This window comes from Caloramator australicus RC3, assembly GCF_000297115.1.
Taxonomy (GTDB): Bacteria; Bacillota; Clostridia; order Clostridiales; family Caloramatoraceae; genus Caloramator; species Caloramator australicus.
Map to the genome: position 1 here is coordinate 1 of NZ_CAKP01000047.1, position 17,699 is coordinate 17,699.

At 31.6% G+C, this 17,699-nt stretch carries 25 protein-coding genes, 2 tRNA genes, 2 rRNA genes and 1 pseudogene; 9 read left to right on the top strand and 21 right to left on the bottom strand.

The features are described from left to right. The 5 genes from CAAU_RS04860 to CAAU_RS04880 all read left to right on the top strand — a co-directional run. A 23S ribosomal RNA gene (locus CAAU_RS04860) occupies positions 1 to 509 on the top strand; the annotation flags it as partial. A 15-nt stretch (positions 510 to 524) separates the two neighbouring features. Then, positions 525 to 641, top strand: a 5S ribosomal RNA gene (rrf, locus tag CAAU_RS04865). 43 nt (positions 642 to 684) lie between these two features. After that, positions 685 to 759: transfer RNA gene (locus CAAU_RS04870), tRNA-Glu, on the top strand. Positions 760 to 848: 89 nt separating this feature from the next. Beyond that, on the top strand, positions 849 to 1,025 hold the full coding sequence (locus CAAU_RS14220) for a XapX domain-containing protein (RefSeq protein WP_008908314.1): 177 nt from the start codon (positions 849 to 851) through the stop codon (positions 1,023 to 1,025). Continuing rightward, positions 1,022 to 1,174, top strand: coding sequence for a XapX domain-containing protein (locus CAAU_RS04880; RefSeq protein ID WP_008908315.1), 153 nt, complete (start codon positions 1,022 to 1,024; stop codon positions 1,172 to 1,174). The genes CAAU_RS14220 and CAAU_RS04880 overlap by 4 nt, the downstream gene beginning before the upstream one ends. A 13-nt stretch (positions 1,175 to 1,187) precedes the next feature. Here CAAU_RS04880 and CAAU_RS15570 read toward each other — a convergent pair. The 19 genes and pseudogenes from CAAU_RS15570 to CAAU_RS04965 form a co-directional block, all read right to left on the bottom strand. Further along, a pseudogene (locus CAAU_RS15570) lies at positions 1,188 to 1,400 on the bottom strand (DUF1722 domain-containing protein); the annotation flags it as partial. Positions 1,401 to 1,513: 113 nt separating this feature from the next. Then, entirely contained in the window at positions 1,514 to 2,584 is a 1,071-nt protein-coding gene (gene tnpB, locus CAAU_RS04885; protein WP_008908316.1) for an IS200/IS605 family element RNA-guided endonuclease TnpB, read from the bottom strand. Positions 2,585 to 2,586: 2 nt separating this feature from the next. After that, positions 2,587 to 2,988 (bottom strand): IS200/IS605 family transposase, encoded by a 402-nt coding sequence (gene tnpA / locus CAAU_RS04890; protein WP_008908317.1) that lies wholly within the window; start codon positions 2,986 to 2,988, stop codon positions 2,587 to 2,589. Between the two features lie 69 nt (positions 2,989 to 3,057). Next, a complete protein-coding gene (locus CAAU_RS04895; protein ID WP_008908318.1) occupies positions 3,058 to 3,891 on the bottom strand; it encodes a hypothetical protein in 834 nt (277 codons plus the stop codon). Positions 3,892 to 4,301: 410 nt separating this feature from the next. Beyond that, the gene (locus tag CAAU_RS04900) at positions 4,302 to 5,294 is read right to left on the bottom strand and encodes an HD-GYP domain-containing protein (protein WP_008908319.1); all 993 of its coding nucleotides are present in this window, start codon (positions 5,292 to 5,294) and stop codon (positions 4,302 to 4,304) included. Positions 5,295 to 5,373: 79 nt separating this feature from the next. Continuing rightward, positions 5,374 to 5,634 carry a hypothetical protein gene (locus CAAU_RS04905; protein ID WP_008908320.1) on the bottom strand — a complete coding sequence of 87 codons (261 nt, stop codon included), beginning with the start codon at positions 5,632 to 5,634 and terminating at the stop codon, positions 5,374 to 5,376. 718 nt (positions 5,635 to 6,352) lie between these two features. Beyond that, positions 6,353 to 6,739, bottom strand: a complete 387-nt coding sequence (locus tag CAAU_RS14810) for a hypothetical protein (protein ID WP_008908321.1) — start codon at positions 6,737 to 6,739, stop codon at positions 6,353 to 6,355. A gap of 818 nt (positions 6,740 to 7,557) precedes the next feature. Then, complete coding sequence (locus CAAU_RS04915) at positions 7,558 to 7,770, bottom strand: hypothetical protein (RefSeq protein WP_008908322.1); 213 nt, start codon at positions 7,768 to 7,770, stop codon at positions 7,558 to 7,560. Positions 7,771 to 7,985: 215 nt separating this feature from the next. After that, positions 7,986 to 8,750, bottom strand: a complete 765-nt coding sequence (locus tag CAAU_RS04920) for a sigma-70 family RNA polymerase sigma factor (protein ID WP_008908323.1) — start codon at positions 8,748 to 8,750, stop codon at positions 7,986 to 7,988. Between the two features lie 566 nt (positions 8,751 to 9,316). Continuing rightward, complete coding sequence (locus CAAU_RS04925; RefSeq protein ID WP_008908324.1) at positions 9,317 to 9,592, bottom strand: hypothetical protein; 276 nt, start codon at positions 9,590 to 9,592, stop codon at positions 9,317 to 9,319. Positions 9,593 to 10,001: 409 nt separating this feature from the next. Then, positions 10,002 to 10,961: a hypothetical protein gene (locus CAAU_RS04930; protein ID WP_008908325.1), complete on the bottom strand. Its 960-nt coding sequence runs from the start codon at positions 10,959 to 10,961 to the stop codon at positions 10,002 to 10,004. Between the two features lie 32 nt (positions 10,962 to 10,993). Then, a complete protein-coding gene (locus CAAU_RS04935) occupies positions 10,994 to 11,218 on the bottom strand; it encodes a DUF5659 domain-containing protein (protein ID WP_008908326.1) in 225 nt (74 codons plus the stop codon). Between the two features lie 91 nt (positions 11,219 to 11,309). Further along, on the bottom strand, positions 11,310 to 11,552 hold the full coding sequence (locus tag CAAU_RS04940) for a hypothetical protein (protein ID WP_008908327.1): 243 nt from the start codon (positions 11,550 to 11,552) through the stop codon (positions 11,310 to 11,312). Continuing rightward, positions 11,524 to 11,715 (bottom strand): hypothetical protein, encoded by a 192-nt coding sequence (locus CAAU_RS04945; protein ID WP_008908328.1) that lies wholly within the window; start codon positions 11,713 to 11,715, stop codon positions 11,524 to 11,526. The genes CAAU_RS04940 and CAAU_RS04945 overlap by 29 nt, the downstream gene beginning before the upstream one ends. 1 nt (position 11,716) lies before the next feature. After that, on the bottom strand, positions 11,717 to 11,956 hold the full coding sequence (locus tag CAAU_RS04950; RefSeq protein ID WP_040305984.1) for a hypothetical protein: 240 nt from the start codon (positions 11,954 to 11,956) through the stop codon (positions 11,717 to 11,719). Beyond that, the gene (locus CAAU_RS04955) at positions 11,934 to 12,164 is read right to left on the bottom strand and encodes a helix-turn-helix domain-containing protein (protein ID WP_008908330.1); all 231 of its coding nucleotides are present in this window, start codon (positions 12,162 to 12,164) and stop codon (positions 11,934 to 11,936) included. The genes CAAU_RS04950 and CAAU_RS04955 overlap by 23 nt, the downstream gene beginning before the upstream one ends. 144 nt (positions 12,165 to 12,308) lie before the next feature. Continuing rightward, entirely contained in the window at positions 12,309 to 12,596 is a 288-nt protein-coding gene (locus CAAU_RS04960; RefSeq protein ID WP_008908331.1) for a hypothetical protein, read from the bottom strand. A gap of 25 nt (positions 12,597 to 12,621) precedes the next feature. After that, the gene (locus CAAU_RS14580; protein WP_008908332.1) at positions 12,622 to 12,792 is read right to left on the bottom strand and encodes a hypothetical protein; all 171 of its coding nucleotides are present in this window, start codon (positions 12,790 to 12,792) and stop codon (positions 12,622 to 12,624) included. A gap of 66 nt (positions 12,793 to 12,858) precedes the next feature. Next, complete coding sequence (locus CAAU_RS04965) at positions 12,859 to 13,068, bottom strand: helix-turn-helix domain-containing protein (RefSeq protein WP_008908333.1); 210 nt, start codon at positions 13,066 to 13,068, stop codon at positions 12,859 to 12,861. Positions 13,069 to 13,203: 135 nt separating this feature from the next. Here CAAU_RS04965 and CAAU_RS13875 point away from each other — a divergent pair, with 135 nt between their 5' ends. The 4 genes from CAAU_RS13875 (at position 13,204) to CAAU_RS04985 (ending at position 16,269) form a co-directional block, all read left to right on the top strand. Next, positions 13,204 to 14,061, top strand: a complete 858-nt coding sequence (locus tag CAAU_RS13875) for a helix-turn-helix domain-containing protein (RefSeq protein WP_008908334.1) — start codon at positions 13,204 to 13,206, stop codon at positions 14,059 to 14,061. A 136-nt stretch (positions 14,062 to 14,197) separates the two neighbouring features. Continuing rightward, a complete protein-coding gene (locus CAAU_RS04975; protein WP_008908335.1) occupies positions 14,198 to 14,785 on the top strand; it encodes a Uma2 family endonuclease in 588 nt (195 codons plus the stop codon). Then, positions 14,778 to 15,962, top strand: a complete 1,185-nt coding sequence (locus CAAU_RS04980; RefSeq protein ID WP_008908336.1) for a tyrosine-type recombinase/integrase — start codon at positions 14,778 to 14,780, stop codon at positions 15,960 to 15,962. The genes CAAU_RS04975 and CAAU_RS04980 overlap by 8 nt, the downstream gene beginning before the upstream one ends. A 61-nt stretch (positions 15,963 to 16,023) precedes the next feature. Next, on the top strand, positions 16,024 to 16,269 hold the full coding sequence (locus tag CAAU_RS04985) for a hypothetical protein (RefSeq protein WP_008908337.1): 246 nt from the start codon (positions 16,024 to 16,026) through the stop codon (positions 16,267 to 16,269). Between the two features lie 374 nt (positions 16,270 to 16,643). On the opposite strand, the gene CAAU_RS04990 is transcribed toward CAAU_RS04985, so the two are convergent. Continuing rightward, a tRNA-Thr gene (locus CAAU_RS04990) sits at positions 16,644 to 16,718 on the bottom strand. Between the two features lie 21 nt (positions 16,719 to 16,739). Next, a complete protein-coding gene (locus CAAU_RS04995) occupies positions 16,740 to 17,294 on the bottom strand; it encodes a 50S ribosomal protein L25 (protein WP_008908338.1) in 555 nt (184 codons plus the stop codon). Between the last annotated feature and the right edge of the window lie 405 nt (positions 17,295 to 17,699).

Genomic DNA, 17,699 nt, shown 5'->3' on the forward strand with positions numbered 1-17,699 from the left:
GTGATCCGGTGGTTCTGAGTGGAAGGGCCATCGCTCAACGGATAAAAGCTACCTCGGGGATAACAGGCTGATCTCCCCCAAGAGTCCACATCGACGGGGAGGTTTGGCACCTCGATGTCGGCTCGTCGCATCCTGGGGCTGAAGTAGGTCCCAAGGGTTGGGCTGTTCGCCCATTAAAGCGGCACGCGAGCTGGGTTCAGAACGTCGTGAGACAGTTCGGTCCCTATCCGTCGCGGGCGTAGGAAATTTGAGGGGAGCTGTCCTTAGTACGAGAGGACCGGGATGGACGAACCTCTGGTGCACCAGTTGTCATGCCAATGGCACAGCTGGGTAGCCAAGTTTGGACGGGATAAGCGCTGAAGGCATCTAAGCGCGAAGCCCACCCCAAGATGAGATTTCCCACGCGAAAGCGGTAAGACCCCTGGAAGACTACCAGGTAGATAGGCCAGAGGTGTAAGCGTCGTAAGGCGTTTAGCTGACTGGTACTAATAGGTCGAGGGCTTGATCTTATTGTGCAGTGAAGATCCGGTGGTGATGGAGGTAGGGAAACACCCGTTCCCATTCCGAACACGAAGGTTAAGCCTACCTACGCCGATGGTATTAGGCTGGAGACGGCCTGGGAGAGTAGGTGACTGCCGGGTAACAACTTAAACTTAAGTGCCTGGCACTTAAGTTTAAGATTTTGGCCCCTTGGTCAAGTGGTTAAGACACCACCCTTTCACGGTGGTAACAGGGGTTCGAATCCCCTAGGGGTCACCAAGTTTAATATTAAAAAGGAGAAGGTTTATGCCTTCTCCTTTTGTGTCTTTAAGAAATTTATGTAATTTTTTCTAATGGGGGAATTTGTTATGCAAAACTTAAGAGAAATTATGATGTCTATAATTGCAGGAATGATTGTAGGATTTATCTTCTCAAAATTGTTGCTACCCATCCCTGCCCCTCCAAATATACCAGCTTTCATGGGGATATTTGGTGTTTGGCTTGGTGCAATTGTAGTAGATAAGATAGGGGGCTTGAGAGCATGAAGATAATAATATTATCTGTTTTAGCTGGTATGATATTAGGAGCAATTTTTAAAAAGCTTAGACTTCCCTTACCAGCACCAGCTACATTATCAGGAGTTTTAGGAGTTTTAGGAGTTTTACTAGGAAGTATGTTGGCAGGGTTATTTTAAAAAAGAGCTGTCGTTACGACAGCTCTTTTTGTATATAAAGGTTATCGTAGATAAAATAATATGAGTCTATCAGATATTGAACTTTATATTTTTTAGACAGTTTATAAAGAAATTTCTTTGCTTTATAAAATTCTTTTTTATTCATTAGTTTAAAAAACTTATTTTCTTCCTTTACTGTTGCTTCGTCTTTAAAATAACCCCATATGTGAAGTAGTGTGTTCTTAAAGTTCCCTTCAGTGAACTACCCCCACTTATAGAAGTGGTGGCTTCGTGGTCAAGGTAACTTCTGTTACCAGATTACCCACGCTCAAAGGGCTGTTCCTTCCCCATATATACCAATCACATGGCTAATTTTAGCAAATTCTTGCTTGCATTTATATCTCTATCATGAACTGCACCACACTTTGGACATTTCCATTCTCTCAATGCTAAATTCTTTACATCAGGATTTTTATATCCACATTCACTACATGTTTGACTTGATGCATAATTTTGTGGTGCTATTATTATTTCTCTGCCATACCATCTTGCTTTATATTCTAACATCCTTCTAAATTCTGCCCATGATACTTCTGTTATTGCTTTGGCTAATTTATGATTTTGTTGCATATTTTTTACCTGTAAATCTTCTAAAACTATCACTTGGTTTTCGTGTATAATTTTAGAAGATAATTTGTGAAGAAAATCTTTTCTTTGATTTGATATTTTTTCGTATAATTTTGCAAGTTTTTGTCTTGTCCTTTCATAGTTTTTACTTTGCTTTTGCTTTCTTGATAATGATTTTTGTATAATTTTAATTCTTTTTTCTGTTTTTCTTAACCATTTTGGATTTTCTACCTTTGTTCCATCAGATAAAATAGCAAATTCTTTAATTCCTAAATCTATACCTACTTTTTTATCTATTTTAGGTAATTCTTTAATTTCTTCTTCTACAAGTATAGAAGCATAATATTTGCCTGTTGGCGTTTTTGATATAGTTACGGATTTAATTCTTCCTTCAAATTGTCTGTGTTGTTTTATTTTTATTTTTGTCTTTAACTTTGGAACTTTTAGATAACTACCTTCAAGTGTTACTGTTCCATTTTGATTATTTGTAGTATAAGACTGGTAACCTTTCTTTTTCTTGAACTTTGGAAATCCTGTTTTTTTATCTCTAAAGAATTTTTTATATGCTTTTTCTAAATTAAGTTGTGCGTTGGAAAGTGCAAGACTATCTACTTCTTTTAGAAAAGAATATTCTTTTTTATATTGTGCAGGTGTATTGTTTAGCATTTCCCCTGTTTTTTTATAGTATTCTATTTTGTCATGTAGCATTTTGTTGTATATAAATCTTACACAACCAAATACTTTAGCAAAATATTCTTCTTGTTCTTTTGTTGGATATATCCTGTATTTATAAGCCTTTAGCAAAGTTACACCTCTTTCCCTTGCTTTTCTATATATTTTTTAATTACTTCAATTGACACCCCACCTGTTGTAAGTAAACAGTAACTTCTTGACCAAAAATATTCTTTCCATAATTGCTCTTTTATTTTAGGATACTCTTTCTTTATCAATCTTGATGAAGCACTTTTATATGCATTTATAAACTTAGACAACTCAGTATTAGGATGTGCTTTGAATAATATATGGATATGGTCTTTATCATGGTTCCATTCTTGTAATGTGATATTATAATTATCCTGTATCTTTTCAAATATTTCTTTTAGTCTATTCGATATATTATCATCAATAACTTTTCTTCTATATTTAGTTACCAAAACAAGATGATAATACAATAAGAATAATGAATGATTATTATTGTCTAAATCCATTCTATTACATAACCTCCTTCCTATAATACTGATTATACAATAAAGGAAGAATTTATCAATCAACATTCATCACCCACTTACAGAAGTGGGCGACTTCTGTTGCTGTTTAGTTAAATTTTTTAATTCTCCGTTTATATTTGCATTTCCATTTACTCCCCAAACTTCAACGGTATTGGATATATCCTTTGCGTTTAAATTTACATTCTGACCGTTTAAGCTTAGTATTTTTGCTTTAGAAATGTTTACATCGGCATTTTGAGAATCGATCTTTACTTTAGTTATATTGGCACTGCTTGAAAACTTTAGATTATTAGAAACAACCTCTAAATTAACTATCTTTGGAACATAAACGGTTAATTCTACTCCCTTTATCTCGTTGTTAAAAAACTCTATTTTAGTCCATCCCTCTGAGGATTCTAAAGTAGGCTCAAATTTGTTATAAAAGCTGCCCTTAGGAAAATAAACTTTGCCCTCAACTTCTATCTTTTTTTCATTTGTTTCAATAATGTTAACCTTTAAATTATCAGCTTTTATCAGAACATTGTTTTCTACTGTCTCTAAAGAACTGTTAAAATTTATAGCTTTACTATCTAATGAATTAAAAGGTTTAAGTTGAAAAGAATCAAAATTAACTATTTTAGAAGAAAAATTTAAACTATAAGAATAAAAGCCGTTAACTGCAATATAAATTAGAATAACTAAAACTATCAAAAGGTTTAGTGACATCCTTTCTTCACGTTTTCTTAAGCTAAAAAATATAAGCTCCAACCCTAAAATAACAAAAAGTAAAGGCCAAAACTTTAGCATGGTCATCCCTAAATTAGCATCAATTCTTTTTATTATCATCCAAGCTCCTAAAAAAATAAACCCTATTGCACTTGATATGGTTCCAATACTTTTCATAGTTTATCCCCCTTTCTTTATTCACTTATATAGACGAAGATTTTTGAAATTATCCCATAAAAATATATCACCAAAAAAACGATAAATAATCATGTAAAATCCATAAAAAATTTAAAATTAATTACCTAACTATTAAATATTCTGCTTCAAGCTCAAAATCAATTTTCTCTGAAATATTCTAAAATCATAAATAAAGCAGACTACATAAAGCAGCCTGCTTAACTTGCAAATTAAAATTCTATTTCATTTTGAGATATAACAGCTAAAATTTCACCTTTTATTTATAATTTACTATGCGTTATAAAAAAATCTCTATTTTATAAAAGCTTTAAAATCAATGACGACTTTTTTGATTTATTTTATTTGTTTTTAAGTTGATTCAAAAGCTATTTTCTCTAATTTAACATGATTTATAATATTACTTTCTCTATAAATAACGTAAGTTCTTTTTCTAAATTATAATAATTGTATCTTCCATTTTCTTTAACACGTATTATCGGCCTTGTGGTCATATTTTTATTTTGAGCTATTACTAATCCTTCTAAGCCATTGTTTAATATTACTCGTAACCCATTTGGATAGCAATATACCGAGCTAATAAAATTCCTATATATCTCTGAATTTATCTTATTTCCAAGAGCAGAAATTCTTTCAATTGCTTCATGTGGTAATACATTTCCTTCTTTGCTTATTAAATTCATATATAAATCAGAAATATTTATAATTTTTGCAAATTCGAATATATTATCACCTTTCAAACCTAATGGTCCGCTTCCATCCTCCATTTCGTGATGTTGATATACTGCTGTAAATGTTGTCGGTTTAAACATGCTATTTTGTTTTAATAAATTATATCCTAATATAGTATGATGTTCTTTATTATTTTCAATCAATTTGCCTACATCATGCAATAAAGCAGCCAAACCAAGATTAATAATTTTCTTCATATCATATTTTTTATTTGTCCCAATAATTATTGATAATATTGCAACATCAATTGAGTGAATACTTAAATAAGATAAAGAATCACTTTTTGTTAGATTATTTATTAGTATAGCGTTTTCTGATAAATTAATGTTTTGTATAATTGTATCAATAATCTCATATGCTTTATCATAATCAACATAATTCTTAACTTTAACATCGTTAAAAATTTCTTTTAAAAGTTTTATAAGCTTAAGTTTTATTTGTGTTTCTATTGTTTCTTGAACTATTATTTCATTATCATTATCGTTATCATCATCCTTAATATATACTGTATTTATTCCCATATTTTGAAGCCTTTTAATAGCAGTTAAAGTTAAAACAGACCCTTCCTTTAAAAATAAAACTCCATTTTCATTATAAACAGTATTTCCTAATATTTTTCCTTCCAAATTTTGAGTTAAGATTGCAAGTCTCATGTTGTATCCCTCACTTTAATTTTTTACTAAAATATAGGCAGTAGGAATTTTATTCCTCTGCCTATGCTCATTTATCATTCTACTTTAACCTATTAATTGCATTAGACAAATCTAAAGCTAACGAACTTAAATTTTGTGCTGTAGAAGCCACTTCTTCTGATGATGCTGCAACTTCTTTTGCTGCCGCAGAATTTTCCTGTGTTATCGCACTTACTGATTCTAAGATCTCTGCAAATACCTTTACTGTATTTTCTACCGCATTAGTTTGAGTTTTGATAAAGTTTTCGACTTCATTCGATGTCTTTATTACTTCTTCTGTATCTACTTGACTTGAAGACACAAATTCAACTTATTAAATTAATTATTTATTTTAGTATAATTATAAATTATATTAAATTTTTTCAAAAGATATTTTTTATCGACGTTTTTCGACATTTTTATAATTTTAATATTCCTTTATATTTTTACATTTTTATTCTTACTTTTAATATTACCACTATTTAACATTATTAAAAACGTCATCTTAGAAGTTAAAAACAATTTATTAAATAATTATAAATAATAAAGTTAATCCTATTTCACTGGCCTTAGAGAACTTAAAACAGAAGTTAAAGAAAAACTTGTCAACATTAGAGACGATATAAATGCTATTGAATATGTAACATCTAAAAGCTGACACGAAATAACTAAACTAAAAATAACAAAATAATAAAGGAGTTGATAAAATCTCGACCCCTTTTTTCTGTTTAATAGATTCGTATTGACTTGGGATTATACCAGAATTACCAAAAGCCTTGAAAACACTGGAGTTCCATGCCGGATTCGAACCGGCGACCTGCTGATTACGAAATAGTGGGAGACAATTTTTAGGACAAGCATTAAACTTTAGAACCCTTGAAAAATCTATATTTTTTAATATTGCTAATTTGTTCCACTTCACAAAAAATCACTAATTTTTAATCCCGTTGCAGTATTATTGCAGTAAATTGCAGTAAAAAATAAGCCTTGATTTTATTATGTTTGTTAGCACTATTTTATATTTATTGCAGTAAAATTTTTCACTTTGCCATTTTCAAATATGCCAAATCATAGGTATTTTGTATTGTTACCTTCTCAACCTTATCAAATTTATGTTTTAACTCGTCAATATCATGTTTAATTCCTTGTATATCATCCGCTAAACTTTTTACGGATAAAGATAAAATCTCCCTTGTTCCCTGCTGCTCCTTTATTATTTCTTCAAACTTACCTTCTACTTGTTCCTTATAACTGCTATTCCCTTCAAATAATACTGCTACCTTGGATTTTATGTCATTTTCTATTATTAGCTTGGTCTTATTAACTTCATTTTCCAACTCATCCATCCTGTTATTTAAACTTTTAAAGCCCTGCTGCATTTCCTCATAAATTTTTTGCATTAAATCTAATACTTTTTCATTATCCATTACTTGCACCCCCGTAGTATTAATTATAATAAATCAAACCTTATTTGACTATATAGAACTTTACGAACAAGTTATTATTTATTGCTAAAAATTTTTATTTTCACATAAAAGCTCTTAAATTAGCCCAAATATTCTTATATCCAACTAAATTAAGTTAAAACTAATAATTTTGCTCCTTTAATTTCTGTTGTAGTTGAGCAACCAAAAGGAACGTTACTTACTAAGAAATCCTAAGGTTAGAGCTGAAATAAAAAAACTTATCTGAGTAAAAGGTATTGCAACTTGCGATTCCCCAAAAATGGAGAAAATTAATCTAAAAGAGGAGCAATAAATGTAATAACTACACCCCCCTATATAAAACCCTTGTGAGGTTTACGAAGGTAGGACGCCCGGTATCGCTGGCATTCAACCCTAAATCATAACCGGGGGGATGTTTCATCCCGTCATCTTTTAAAGTGTGGCTTTTTGTCGCCTTTTTGTCTTCTTTTTGTCGCTTTTCAATTAACATATCATTATTTATTTTTAGGCATAATGTTAGCATTTGTTAGCTATTCCAAAGATAACCCAATATAATTAGGCAACCTCTAATGTTTTTTATAATTTCCCCGCTCTTTCCCCTCTCTAATTTCACTTTTTGCTAATGATAAAAATAAAAAATGCGATTTTGTGACTAAAAATATAAGCCCCCCAATATTAGGGAGGCTAAATATAAGGGCCTGTGGGATTTCTCTACACACTCAATAGGGAGTGCTACCACAGGCTAAATTGTATCTGATTTTAATTCTATTTTATCGTTACATTCGTTTAATGTAAAGTTATTAACTTTCAATATAATCCTTCAAATACTGCTCCCATTCCCCATCCGCAACCTTTTCCCTGAGTTGCATTAACTCTAATCTAACATCATCTATCTTTTTCTTATGATACTTTATACCAAGCCCTTCCAAATAATAAGATGTTTGCCTAAGCTTAGCTAAGTATTCGCTTATTGCAGCTACCAATAAAAACTTTTCCCTTTCTGTTAGCTCCATAATGTTACCCCCTTAGGAAGGAAGTCGTTAATTTTTATTTTATGCCTAACAAAATATAGCGGTCAAATCGCCACCGCTTTAATTTGTATCCCCGGAAGAACCTAATCCATATAATTACTCAATATAATTACTCAATCCAATTTTGAATTCAACTTATAGTAATTTCATTAGCCAACCAAAAAATCCGTTGGCTAAAGGCCTGCACAATCTTTTGCTTACCCATTGAAATTAGTTTTTAGGTTTATTCCAAACCTTTCCCTTAATCTCTCTCTTTCTAAAACAATACTTTCTACTATGCTGCCGTAATAATAACCTTCCCTAACTTTAGGTATCGAATAATCAACCGCACTTAGATAGCTCGTCCTTTTGTCTAAATAATCATCAAACAATATTCTTAACAACTTTGCTTTTGACCTTGCTTTTCTTAATACGGATTCACTAAACTGCCTTGCCTTTTCTTCTGGTATCTCAAGGATTCTACATATCTGCTTTTCCGTTAAATTGTTTATGTGTTTTAGCTTTAAAAATTTTATCTCCTTTTCATTTAATTTTTGGGCCAATATATCCCATAGTTTTTTTAACTCTTTCAGCTCCAGCTCCTCAACAAAATTAATGCTCTTATCCTCTATTACATCCATTAACGTTGTATCGTCGTCATCATCCCCTATATTCTCATCAAGGCTCAATGTATCCTCGTGTCTATCTAATACCCTTCTTATTTCCGTTGATATTACCTTATATGCATAACTTGAAAATTTCCATCCCAAGGAAGGATTAAATTTGTCTATTGCTTTCATAAGTCCTATTGACCCTGCTTGAACTAAATCGTAATAATCTATGTCCTTATAATCTCTAACGTTATAAATCACAAAATATCGCTTGGCTGCACATTTGACTAAGTTAAGATTATTTATAATTAGCTGCTCTTTTACATTCGTGTTACCCTTTGAGTAAAGCTCAAATAATTCTTCATTAGTCAAGGCCTTCACCACCTTTTAAGTTTTTCCGGCCTGCTGGAAGGTTTTTATTTTCCTGCGGCTCTCCCTTACCCCTTATTCAAGTTTCGTCTACCCCCTCCCCCAGGTGTGGTGTTTTGTGCAGCTAAAATATAAAGGCCTTGAGGCCCTGCTGCCAGAATGTAAAACCTTGCATAAGGCCGGCACTAATCCAACAATGTCGGTTTTACGTCGGTTTTTGCTCTTTCCACTTTGAAAATTTCACATTTTTTCACAATCTCCCTACCTATGTGAGGTATCTTGAACTTGTTAAATTAAAGCCTTGCAAGGGCAACGCCTTGAAATTATATGAAATGCCTCAAGGCCTTCCAACGTAAGTGTAAAACCTTGCATAAGGCCGGAAATTACCTTCAAAATCTCATTTTACAAATTTGTTTTAAGCGAAGGCTGGCCGCTCGGTATCCTTAGGCCATTATAATATTTTCCTAATAGCCTTACCCCCTTTAACTTCATTTAGGGAATTTTTTATAAACGAAACTGGGACGCCCGGTCTCTATTGAAAAGTTGTAGATTTTTATATCCCCCTACCCCTAATCAATTAATTCTATTATCCCAGTTAACTTGTTATATTTTACAAGTCCATTAATAGCCAATTCATCTAATGCTTGGTATAGAATCTCATCTGTTTTTATACTTGTTAGCTCCTTTAACATATCATCGTTTACATCTCTACCTTGGTCTGCTGCTATGCTTAACACAAAATACAATACTTTTGATTCCATGCTTAAACTTGTTTCTAATATGTCTGTCCTTATAACTGCATAATGCTTATTTAATTCCCTAACTACTTTTAACCTTCTTTCCATTTTACCAACTCCTTTAAATTGTATTACTGACTTTAACATGATTAATATAGTTTACCCATTAATAACCCTTAAATTGTAATTTAACAATAACAACTACTAAAAATTAAATTGCTGATGATGATTTTTAATCTTTAGTTTTCTTCCACATATATAATAAACAACAACAACTTATTGTAATCTTTTATTATTTTAATCTTTTATTATTTTAATATTTTATTATTATTTTTAATGTGTGGAAGTAAACTAAAGATTATCTCTAATTTACTTCCACATAACCACTTCCACATAACCACTTCCACATAACCACTTCCACATAACCACTTCCACATAACCACTTCCACATAACCACTTCTACATAACCCTTCATCTGGTGAAGTATCCAGTTAAGGTTTTCCCGCTATGGTGATAATTAATAATTAGCTTTTACATACTCAACAAATTTATTAATCGTCCTCTTTTCACTGCTGCAATAATTGTTTAAATACCATTCCATAGCCTTAATAATTTCTTCTTGATTAACAAAATATCCTTCAATTTCTGCTAATTTTAAAGCTCCTTCTTCAATAACATTAGTTTGAATCCTCTTTCCTGCCATTTCATAAAACCTTCTAACAAGTCCTTTATAATTCTTGGCCTTCTTTTCATTAATTAGCTTTTCTTTTTCTTTTTCTATCCTCATTTTCATTGTTTCATATAACCATAGATTATTGCCTCTCTCTGGACTTGCCCAATAACTAAACTTCATAATATCAATAACGTGATAGCCTAACTTAAACTCAAATAAATGAGCTGTATTATCATTAAAAAGGATTTTCTTATAAAGTCCCTCTATGCACTTAACAATAGTTGTTGTATTTAATCCTGTTAGCTCTGATAACTTTGATTTTGTAACCCTAAAACTATCTGTCCCTTCTTGCATATCATAAATATAAAACAATGCAATATACGTTAAAACTTCTTCTAAGGTTATTTTCTTAACTGCAGCATAATATATTAAGGCCTCAAATGTGAATCGGTCTATTTTAGAATACCTTTTTTCTAATTCACCATTGTTTATTTTTTTAATATCATCATGAAAACCAAAATAATTATATCCTGTCGCCAAATACTTTTTCCTTTTAGTTATTCCACCTGCTCTAAATTCCAATAAGCCAAAATCTTTAAGTTTATTCCTTGCTGTCTGTATTGTTTTAGTGCTTACCCCAAACTTTGCTGCAAACTCAAAATCTGATTTATAAAATTCTTCTGTTTGATTAAATTGATTCAATAACTCAATACAAAATAGCTTTTCGAACGTTGTTAGCGATTCGTAATATTGACATTCAAAAAGTGTTTCTGGTATTGCAAAGTAATTTATATATTCACCCATTATTAAACCTCCTGCACTATGGTATTTATTAATTAGCTTAGCAAAATATCTTTTAGTTGTCGTATATTATCAATAAAAACCTTAATATTACAATTTAAGCTGCCGTTTAAGAAATCATTAATTAACTCATCAACTTTTGGACTATATTCAAATACAAATTGTTTACCCTTCTTGCTGTCCTCAATTCTTAACAACTTAATGCCGCAGCTTAATAAAACTGCGGCCCTGTTTAAAGATATTGTTTTATATTCTTTCATTATCTCAACCCTTCCTTAAAAATTTTTAATGTCAATATCTTTATTTCTTGCACATGGTATATTATAATTAAATTGCTGGTAAGTTTATTTTCTACTTCCTTATGGAAGTTTCTTTTTTTATTGCTGCATTTATTAGGGCCTGCTTTAGGTCGTTTATGTATTCTTCCTCTGGAACGTTTGAATTAACAACTACTATAAGGCAACCGTTGAAGTATGTTACTATAAACTTAAAGCTAATCTTAACTGCAACCTTTTGAACAATTAAACGTTTATATCTTTGCTGCAGCTCCTTTAAAGAGGAGCATTTATTTATCTTTGCTGCTGATATTTTCATTTTGCTTGTCCCCCTTATAGTAAATATCATTTACCTGAAAGAACTTTATCCCTAACTCTCTAAGTCTTTTAACCTTTTCAGATTCATATATTACAACCCCATTAATTGTGATTTTCAAAATATGCTCGTCCAACTTTACTTCATCAGCTTTAGCAGTTTCCACCTTAAACCCTCCCAGTTATTCTTTTTTCTAACCTTTGTCTTGCTCTTACTATTCTTTGCGTCCTTTCAATTATCTTTTCTTTTTTCATAGGATTTTCAATTACATCTTTCATTACAAGCCTTTTTAATAACCTTATTTGCTGCATTTTTAACTTCTCAAGCCTTGTCAATTTATCACCACCTTTCATGGCTGCAGCTCCGGAAGAATATTCCGAACCTTTATTCCTTCCATGCTGCCTCATTCACCCATTTAAAGAAGGCCTCTTTAGGGATTAGGATTCTTCTTTTAGCTGCCTGTATCTTAGGGAAGTCCTTCCTATGCACCAAGTTAAGCATTGTATTGTAACTTACACCTAACAACTTTGCAGCCTCATCAATGTTTAGCGTTAGCCTTTGTATCTTTTCCTTCAATGCGTCGTCTGTGTAAATTTCATATTGCTTTTGCTCCATATCAAAGACCCCTTTCCTTTGCTTATAAAATAGGCACTTTTTTGATATAAAATTTTTTAAAGGTGTAAATGTATTACCTCGGTGTTTTATACCCTCGAATGATAAAAAGTTCTTGTGCAACTCTGTGCAAAAATCGATTTTAAATTATGCTCTTGCCATTAACTTTTTTGCTCTCTCCCTTAAAGCATTTCTTGTTTCTTCTGTGAAATTTTTCTTTTTTCTTGCTCTAATTACTAACCATGCTTTAGGCACTATAAAAGTTAGTCCACCTTCTCCGTTATTCTTCTTTAGCTGCACTTCATCTGGTCTTTCCTTAGCTAATTTCTTTAAGTTTGTGATTAAGGCCCTGTTATAAGTGAAAATCTCTGCCTCTTTGTCCTTCTCGTTGAATAGGATTATTGTTTCCCTTTCCTCAAGTGATAACTTTGACATACTTAAAACCCCTTTCTTTTGTGATTTAATTTTCCCTGCAGCTCTCCAGCTGCTCTAATTTTCTTCTTAAAAGCTCATTTTCCGTCTTAAGTATCTTTAGCCTTATCATAAGCTCCGCATTTTGAGAACTTAGATTCTTTATGTCGTTGATTAGGCCTTCAATTATGTTTTCTTGCTGCTGGATGTATTGACACATTTTATCACCACCTTTCGTTTATATGTCTTTCCAACCCGGGAAGTCATTCCCTCGTTACTTATGGTGTCATACGATTTTGAAAATCTCGTCAAAATCAACTTCCAATGCGTCTGCTATGGCCTTTGCTGTTTTTGGCCTTGGTGATGATTTGCCATTTTCCAGCTTTGAAACTATTGCATAATTTATCCCTGCTCTTTCCCCAAGGTCTCTTATTGTCCATCCTTTTTTGATTCGAATTTCTTTAATCCTTTTAACGTTAACTTGAATGTTATTCATTTTATCCCTCCTATATTTATGTTTCGTATAACGAATTATATTTTTATTATAGTTTCTTTATTGAATAATGTCAAGTGTTGTTGTTTACATTTAAGAAAAAATATTATATAATTGTTTTCAAAGTGAGGTGAAAAAATGAGCAGTATAAAAATTGTTTTTGGTGAAAGGTTAAAGGCATTAAGAAACGAAAAACAAAAGACTTTAAGGGAATTAGCTGAAAATCTTAATATACCTTATTCAACATTAGCAAATTACGAAAGAGGAGAAAGAGAGCCAAGCTATGAAAATCTTGTAACTATCGCTGACTTCTTCGGAGTTACAACTGATTATTTGATAGGAAGAAGTGATTTTAAAACCCCAGAAGAAGAATATTTAAGAGACTTGATTAAAAGAAATTTAGACGTTAAACATCATGTTGATAATGATGAATTTATATTGTTTTTAATAGAATTATTTAAATCAATGGTAACAATATATGAATTTGATAATTTTTTGTCTGATTCTTTTTTAGCTGCAATTAAAGAAATAAAAATTTATTATGAAAAACTAATATCGCTAAAAGATGATTGTAAAAATTTAATTTATAAATCATTAGAAAAATATAAAAATATTAAAACAAAAATAAAGCATTTTCACCCTTCAAAATATCACTCCAAAATATATCTAACAATTGCCCAAAATACTGAGTTAAACTCTATAAGCAATAATATAAACAACATTTTAAAAAAAAGTATATTAATATTTTCAAATGAGATTAGTAACATTGTTAGAAGAGAACTTGACCAATTATTAAAACCAAAAGAAAATCCAGAAATTCTTTTTTTAAACTCAGTTAAACTTATTTCTTCACATTATTCCAAAGAAGGAATTATTAAAATAATAGAAAATGCAATAATAAATTCAATCGTAGAAATTTTTAAAAATAACTATAAAAAATATGGAATTAAAGGAAAATATAAAATCAAAATAAAAAATCAGTCGGACATTAAGTAAAATTTTCACCCCGCTAAATCACCAACCTTAAACATAGTATATCGCAGCTCTGCAGCAATAACCGGATTCCATTAAAGGGTATCGCAACTTGCGACCCCCTTTAAGTAAAAAAATTAATCTAAAAGAGGTGTTATAAATGCCCCTTGCTGCATTTAATCCTTTTACATTTAAAGATTATTTAAACCTTCCTGATAATACAAATATTCAAGTAATTGATGGTGTGCCTTATAATATGTCTCCTTCTCCTTCAAGAATACATCAAAAACTTATTGTGGAGCTTGTAACTATAATCAATAATCATTTAAAAGCTAACAAGCTACCATGTGAAGTTTATTCCTCACCCTTGGACGTTATTTTCATTAATGAAGGTGAGGATATTTATTCATCTAAAAACATTGTGCAGCCGGATCTTTTTGTAGTATGTGATAAAAGCAAACTAACCGATAAAGGCATTGTTGGAAGTCCTGATTTTATCATTGAAATTGTTTCCCCTTCCTCGGCTGCCATTGACTATGTTAAAAAACTAAACCTGTATAACCAATTTAAAGTTAAAGAATACTGGATTATTAATCCTAATACTTTTAAAATACTTGTTTATAAGCTGCAGGGAAATAACGAATATGCCGAACCCGAACAATTTACATTTGACGATAAACTAAAAATAGAGTTTTTAAACTTAATCATTGACTTTAAACCTATAAAAGAAGGTGTGATAAATGCCTAAGAAAAGAGGGAACAACGAAGGAACGATATATAAGCGTCCTAACGGGACTTGGTGCGGTCAAATTACGCTTGGAAGAAAAGAGGACGGGAAGTTAAAAAGACTTACTTTTTACGGGAAAACAAGGCAGGAAGTCGCCGATAAGATTAATAAGGCCATTAATTCCTATAACGCAGGTGTATTAGTTGAGCCTTCACAACTTACATTAGGCAGCTGGCTTAATACTTGGCTATTTGAGTATAAAAAAAGCAGCTTAAGACCTTCAACGCTGCAAAGCTATGAATATTTGATTAGGTATCACATTAACCCTGCATTAGGACATTATAAGCTAAAAGAGTTAAGGCCTGAGCATATACAACTTTTTTACAATGAAAAGCTAAAAGAAGGCCTATCACCAAGAACCGTTAAATATATTCATACCCTTTTACATGGTGCATTAAAACAGGCCGTAAAAAATAATATAGTCGCCCGTAATGTAACAGAGGCAACTATATTACCTAAGCAAAGAAAAAAAGAAATTAGGGTATTATCACTTGAGGAACAACAAAGATTTTTACAAGCCCTTGAAGGAGAACGTTTAAAGGCTGCTTTTATTATAGCACTTGCAACGGGATTAAGACAAGGTGAGCTATTAGCTCTTACGTGGGATAATGTGGACTTGAAAGAAGGAACAATAAAAGTTAAAAGGTCATTGAAAAGAGTAAAGAACTTTGACCCAAGTATAAAGAAAAATACTATTTTAATATTTCAAGAACCTAAAACAAGCTCCGGGATTAGGATTATTCCATTACCACCCGCAGCAATAGAGGAATTAAAGGAGCATAGGAAAAGGCAACTTGAAGAAAAGCTAAAAGCTGGTGAAGTTTACGAAGATAATAACCTTGTATTTGCCACTGAACTTGGTAAACCTATTGACCCAAGAAACCTATTAAGAACATTTTATCGCATTATCGAAAAGGCTAATATTGATATAAACTTCCATGCTCTGCGTCATACTTATGCTACAAGGCTACTTGAGGCTAACGAACATCCTAAAGTAGTCCAAGAAATTTTAGGCCATAAGGATATTACAACAACGCTTAATATATATTCTCATGTTTTACCGGAAGTTAAAAAAGCTGCAGCTATGAAAATTAATCATCTGTTTGAAGTAGATAATAAAAATAAAAAGTCTAAGTGATTATTTATGTCCTTTACCCTTTGTGTTATAATATTTATATCACTTCCGGAGGTGTTTTTATATGGATAATCAAAATCTTTTAGCTGCAATTGAAGAAATGCTTGATAAAAAGCTTGAGCCTATTAACAACAAACTTGATAACATGGAGAAAAAATTAAATGCAGTATTTGAGCAAGTGGCTGACCTTACAGAATTTAAAACCGAAGTTAAAGAAAAACTTGATAACATTAGAGATGATATTAACGCTATCGAATATGTAACATCTAAGAACTGGAATGAAATAACTAAGCTAAAAATAGCAAAATAAATGGGCCGGTAAAATACCGACCCATTTTCTTTTTTAGAAAAAGGCTGTATCGTTTTATTACCCCTTGCTATGCCGTCTATTCTATTGCTGAAATATGTATTTCAATATCAATTCATCTTTTCGCCCACTTCTGGTCGAAGGTATGAACCTATTGCATAATCATTTCACATATCAAGAACAATTCCAGTGGTCGGAACATTCTTCCGAACCTTTTCATCCTCCTCTAATCATTTCACATATCAAGAACAGCGGCAAAATAAAAATGCAGGCTGCTAAATAACAACCTGCAAAATAAATTTTCTCCCGTTGCAGTAAAATTGCAGTATTTTTTGCTTACTGCAACTTACTGCAATTTGTAAAAGCCTTGAAAAATCTGGAGCTCCATGCCGGATTCGAACCGGCGACCTGCTGATTACGAATCAGCTGCTCTACCGCTGAGCTAATGGAGCACATAGCAGGCTATAAGCCTGCTAACTTGCAATATCTTCTGTTTCAGAATTAGATACAACTGCGATTACTTTATCTAAATCCTCTAATATCTTTATTTCTTCACCTAAATTCAAATCTTCAATAGTTATCTTGTCCCCTAATTTTTTGTCTTTAACATCTATTTTGATAACTTCAGGAAGGTCCTTTAATCTTCCCATAACTTCAATCTTGGACATATATGTTTCTAATATAAATCCCTTGGCCTCTAAAAACTCCTCGCCTTCAAAAATTACAGGAAGTTCAATTTTTACCACTTCATCCTCATGAACTGCTTGAAATTCAAGATGAAGTATGTCTTTGTTTAAATAATCTAATTGGACATCCTTTATTACGCAAAAATACTTGTTATTTTTGTAATCAACATAAACCTTTGAATTTTTACTATTGTGTCTTAATAGTTTTAAAACATCCTTTTTTGCAATCTTAACCTTTTGAGGGCTTGATACTCCTTTTCCATAAAGAATGGCAGGAATAAAACCAAACCTTCTTACTGAATTAGGATTTTCAATCCTCTCAAGTGCAACCACTTGATTCATAAACCTCACCTCCAATGTATTTCTAAATATAGCCTGTTTATAAAATCAGACGTATATAAAGAAACACATAAGAGTAAGTTTATTGAAAATCCTAACAATTTTAATTATAGCCTTTATAAAAATCATGTCAAGTTGTCTTATTCCATCTTAATATTCAATTCTCTTCAATAAGTAATCACCAGATACACGGATTTTAATTTTATTAAATTAAATTCTCTTCTATGCTACTTCATTTTTATAGTAGTTAACAAATTCATCTACTACTAAATTCCCTTTACACACAAAACAGTTCATTCAGCTCTCCTAAGAATATTACGCAACTCAGTTATATATACAATCTTTCACTCCATAAATCATTTCTAGTTGTTAATAAAAAAATTCCAGCCTTATACTCATGGTATAAAG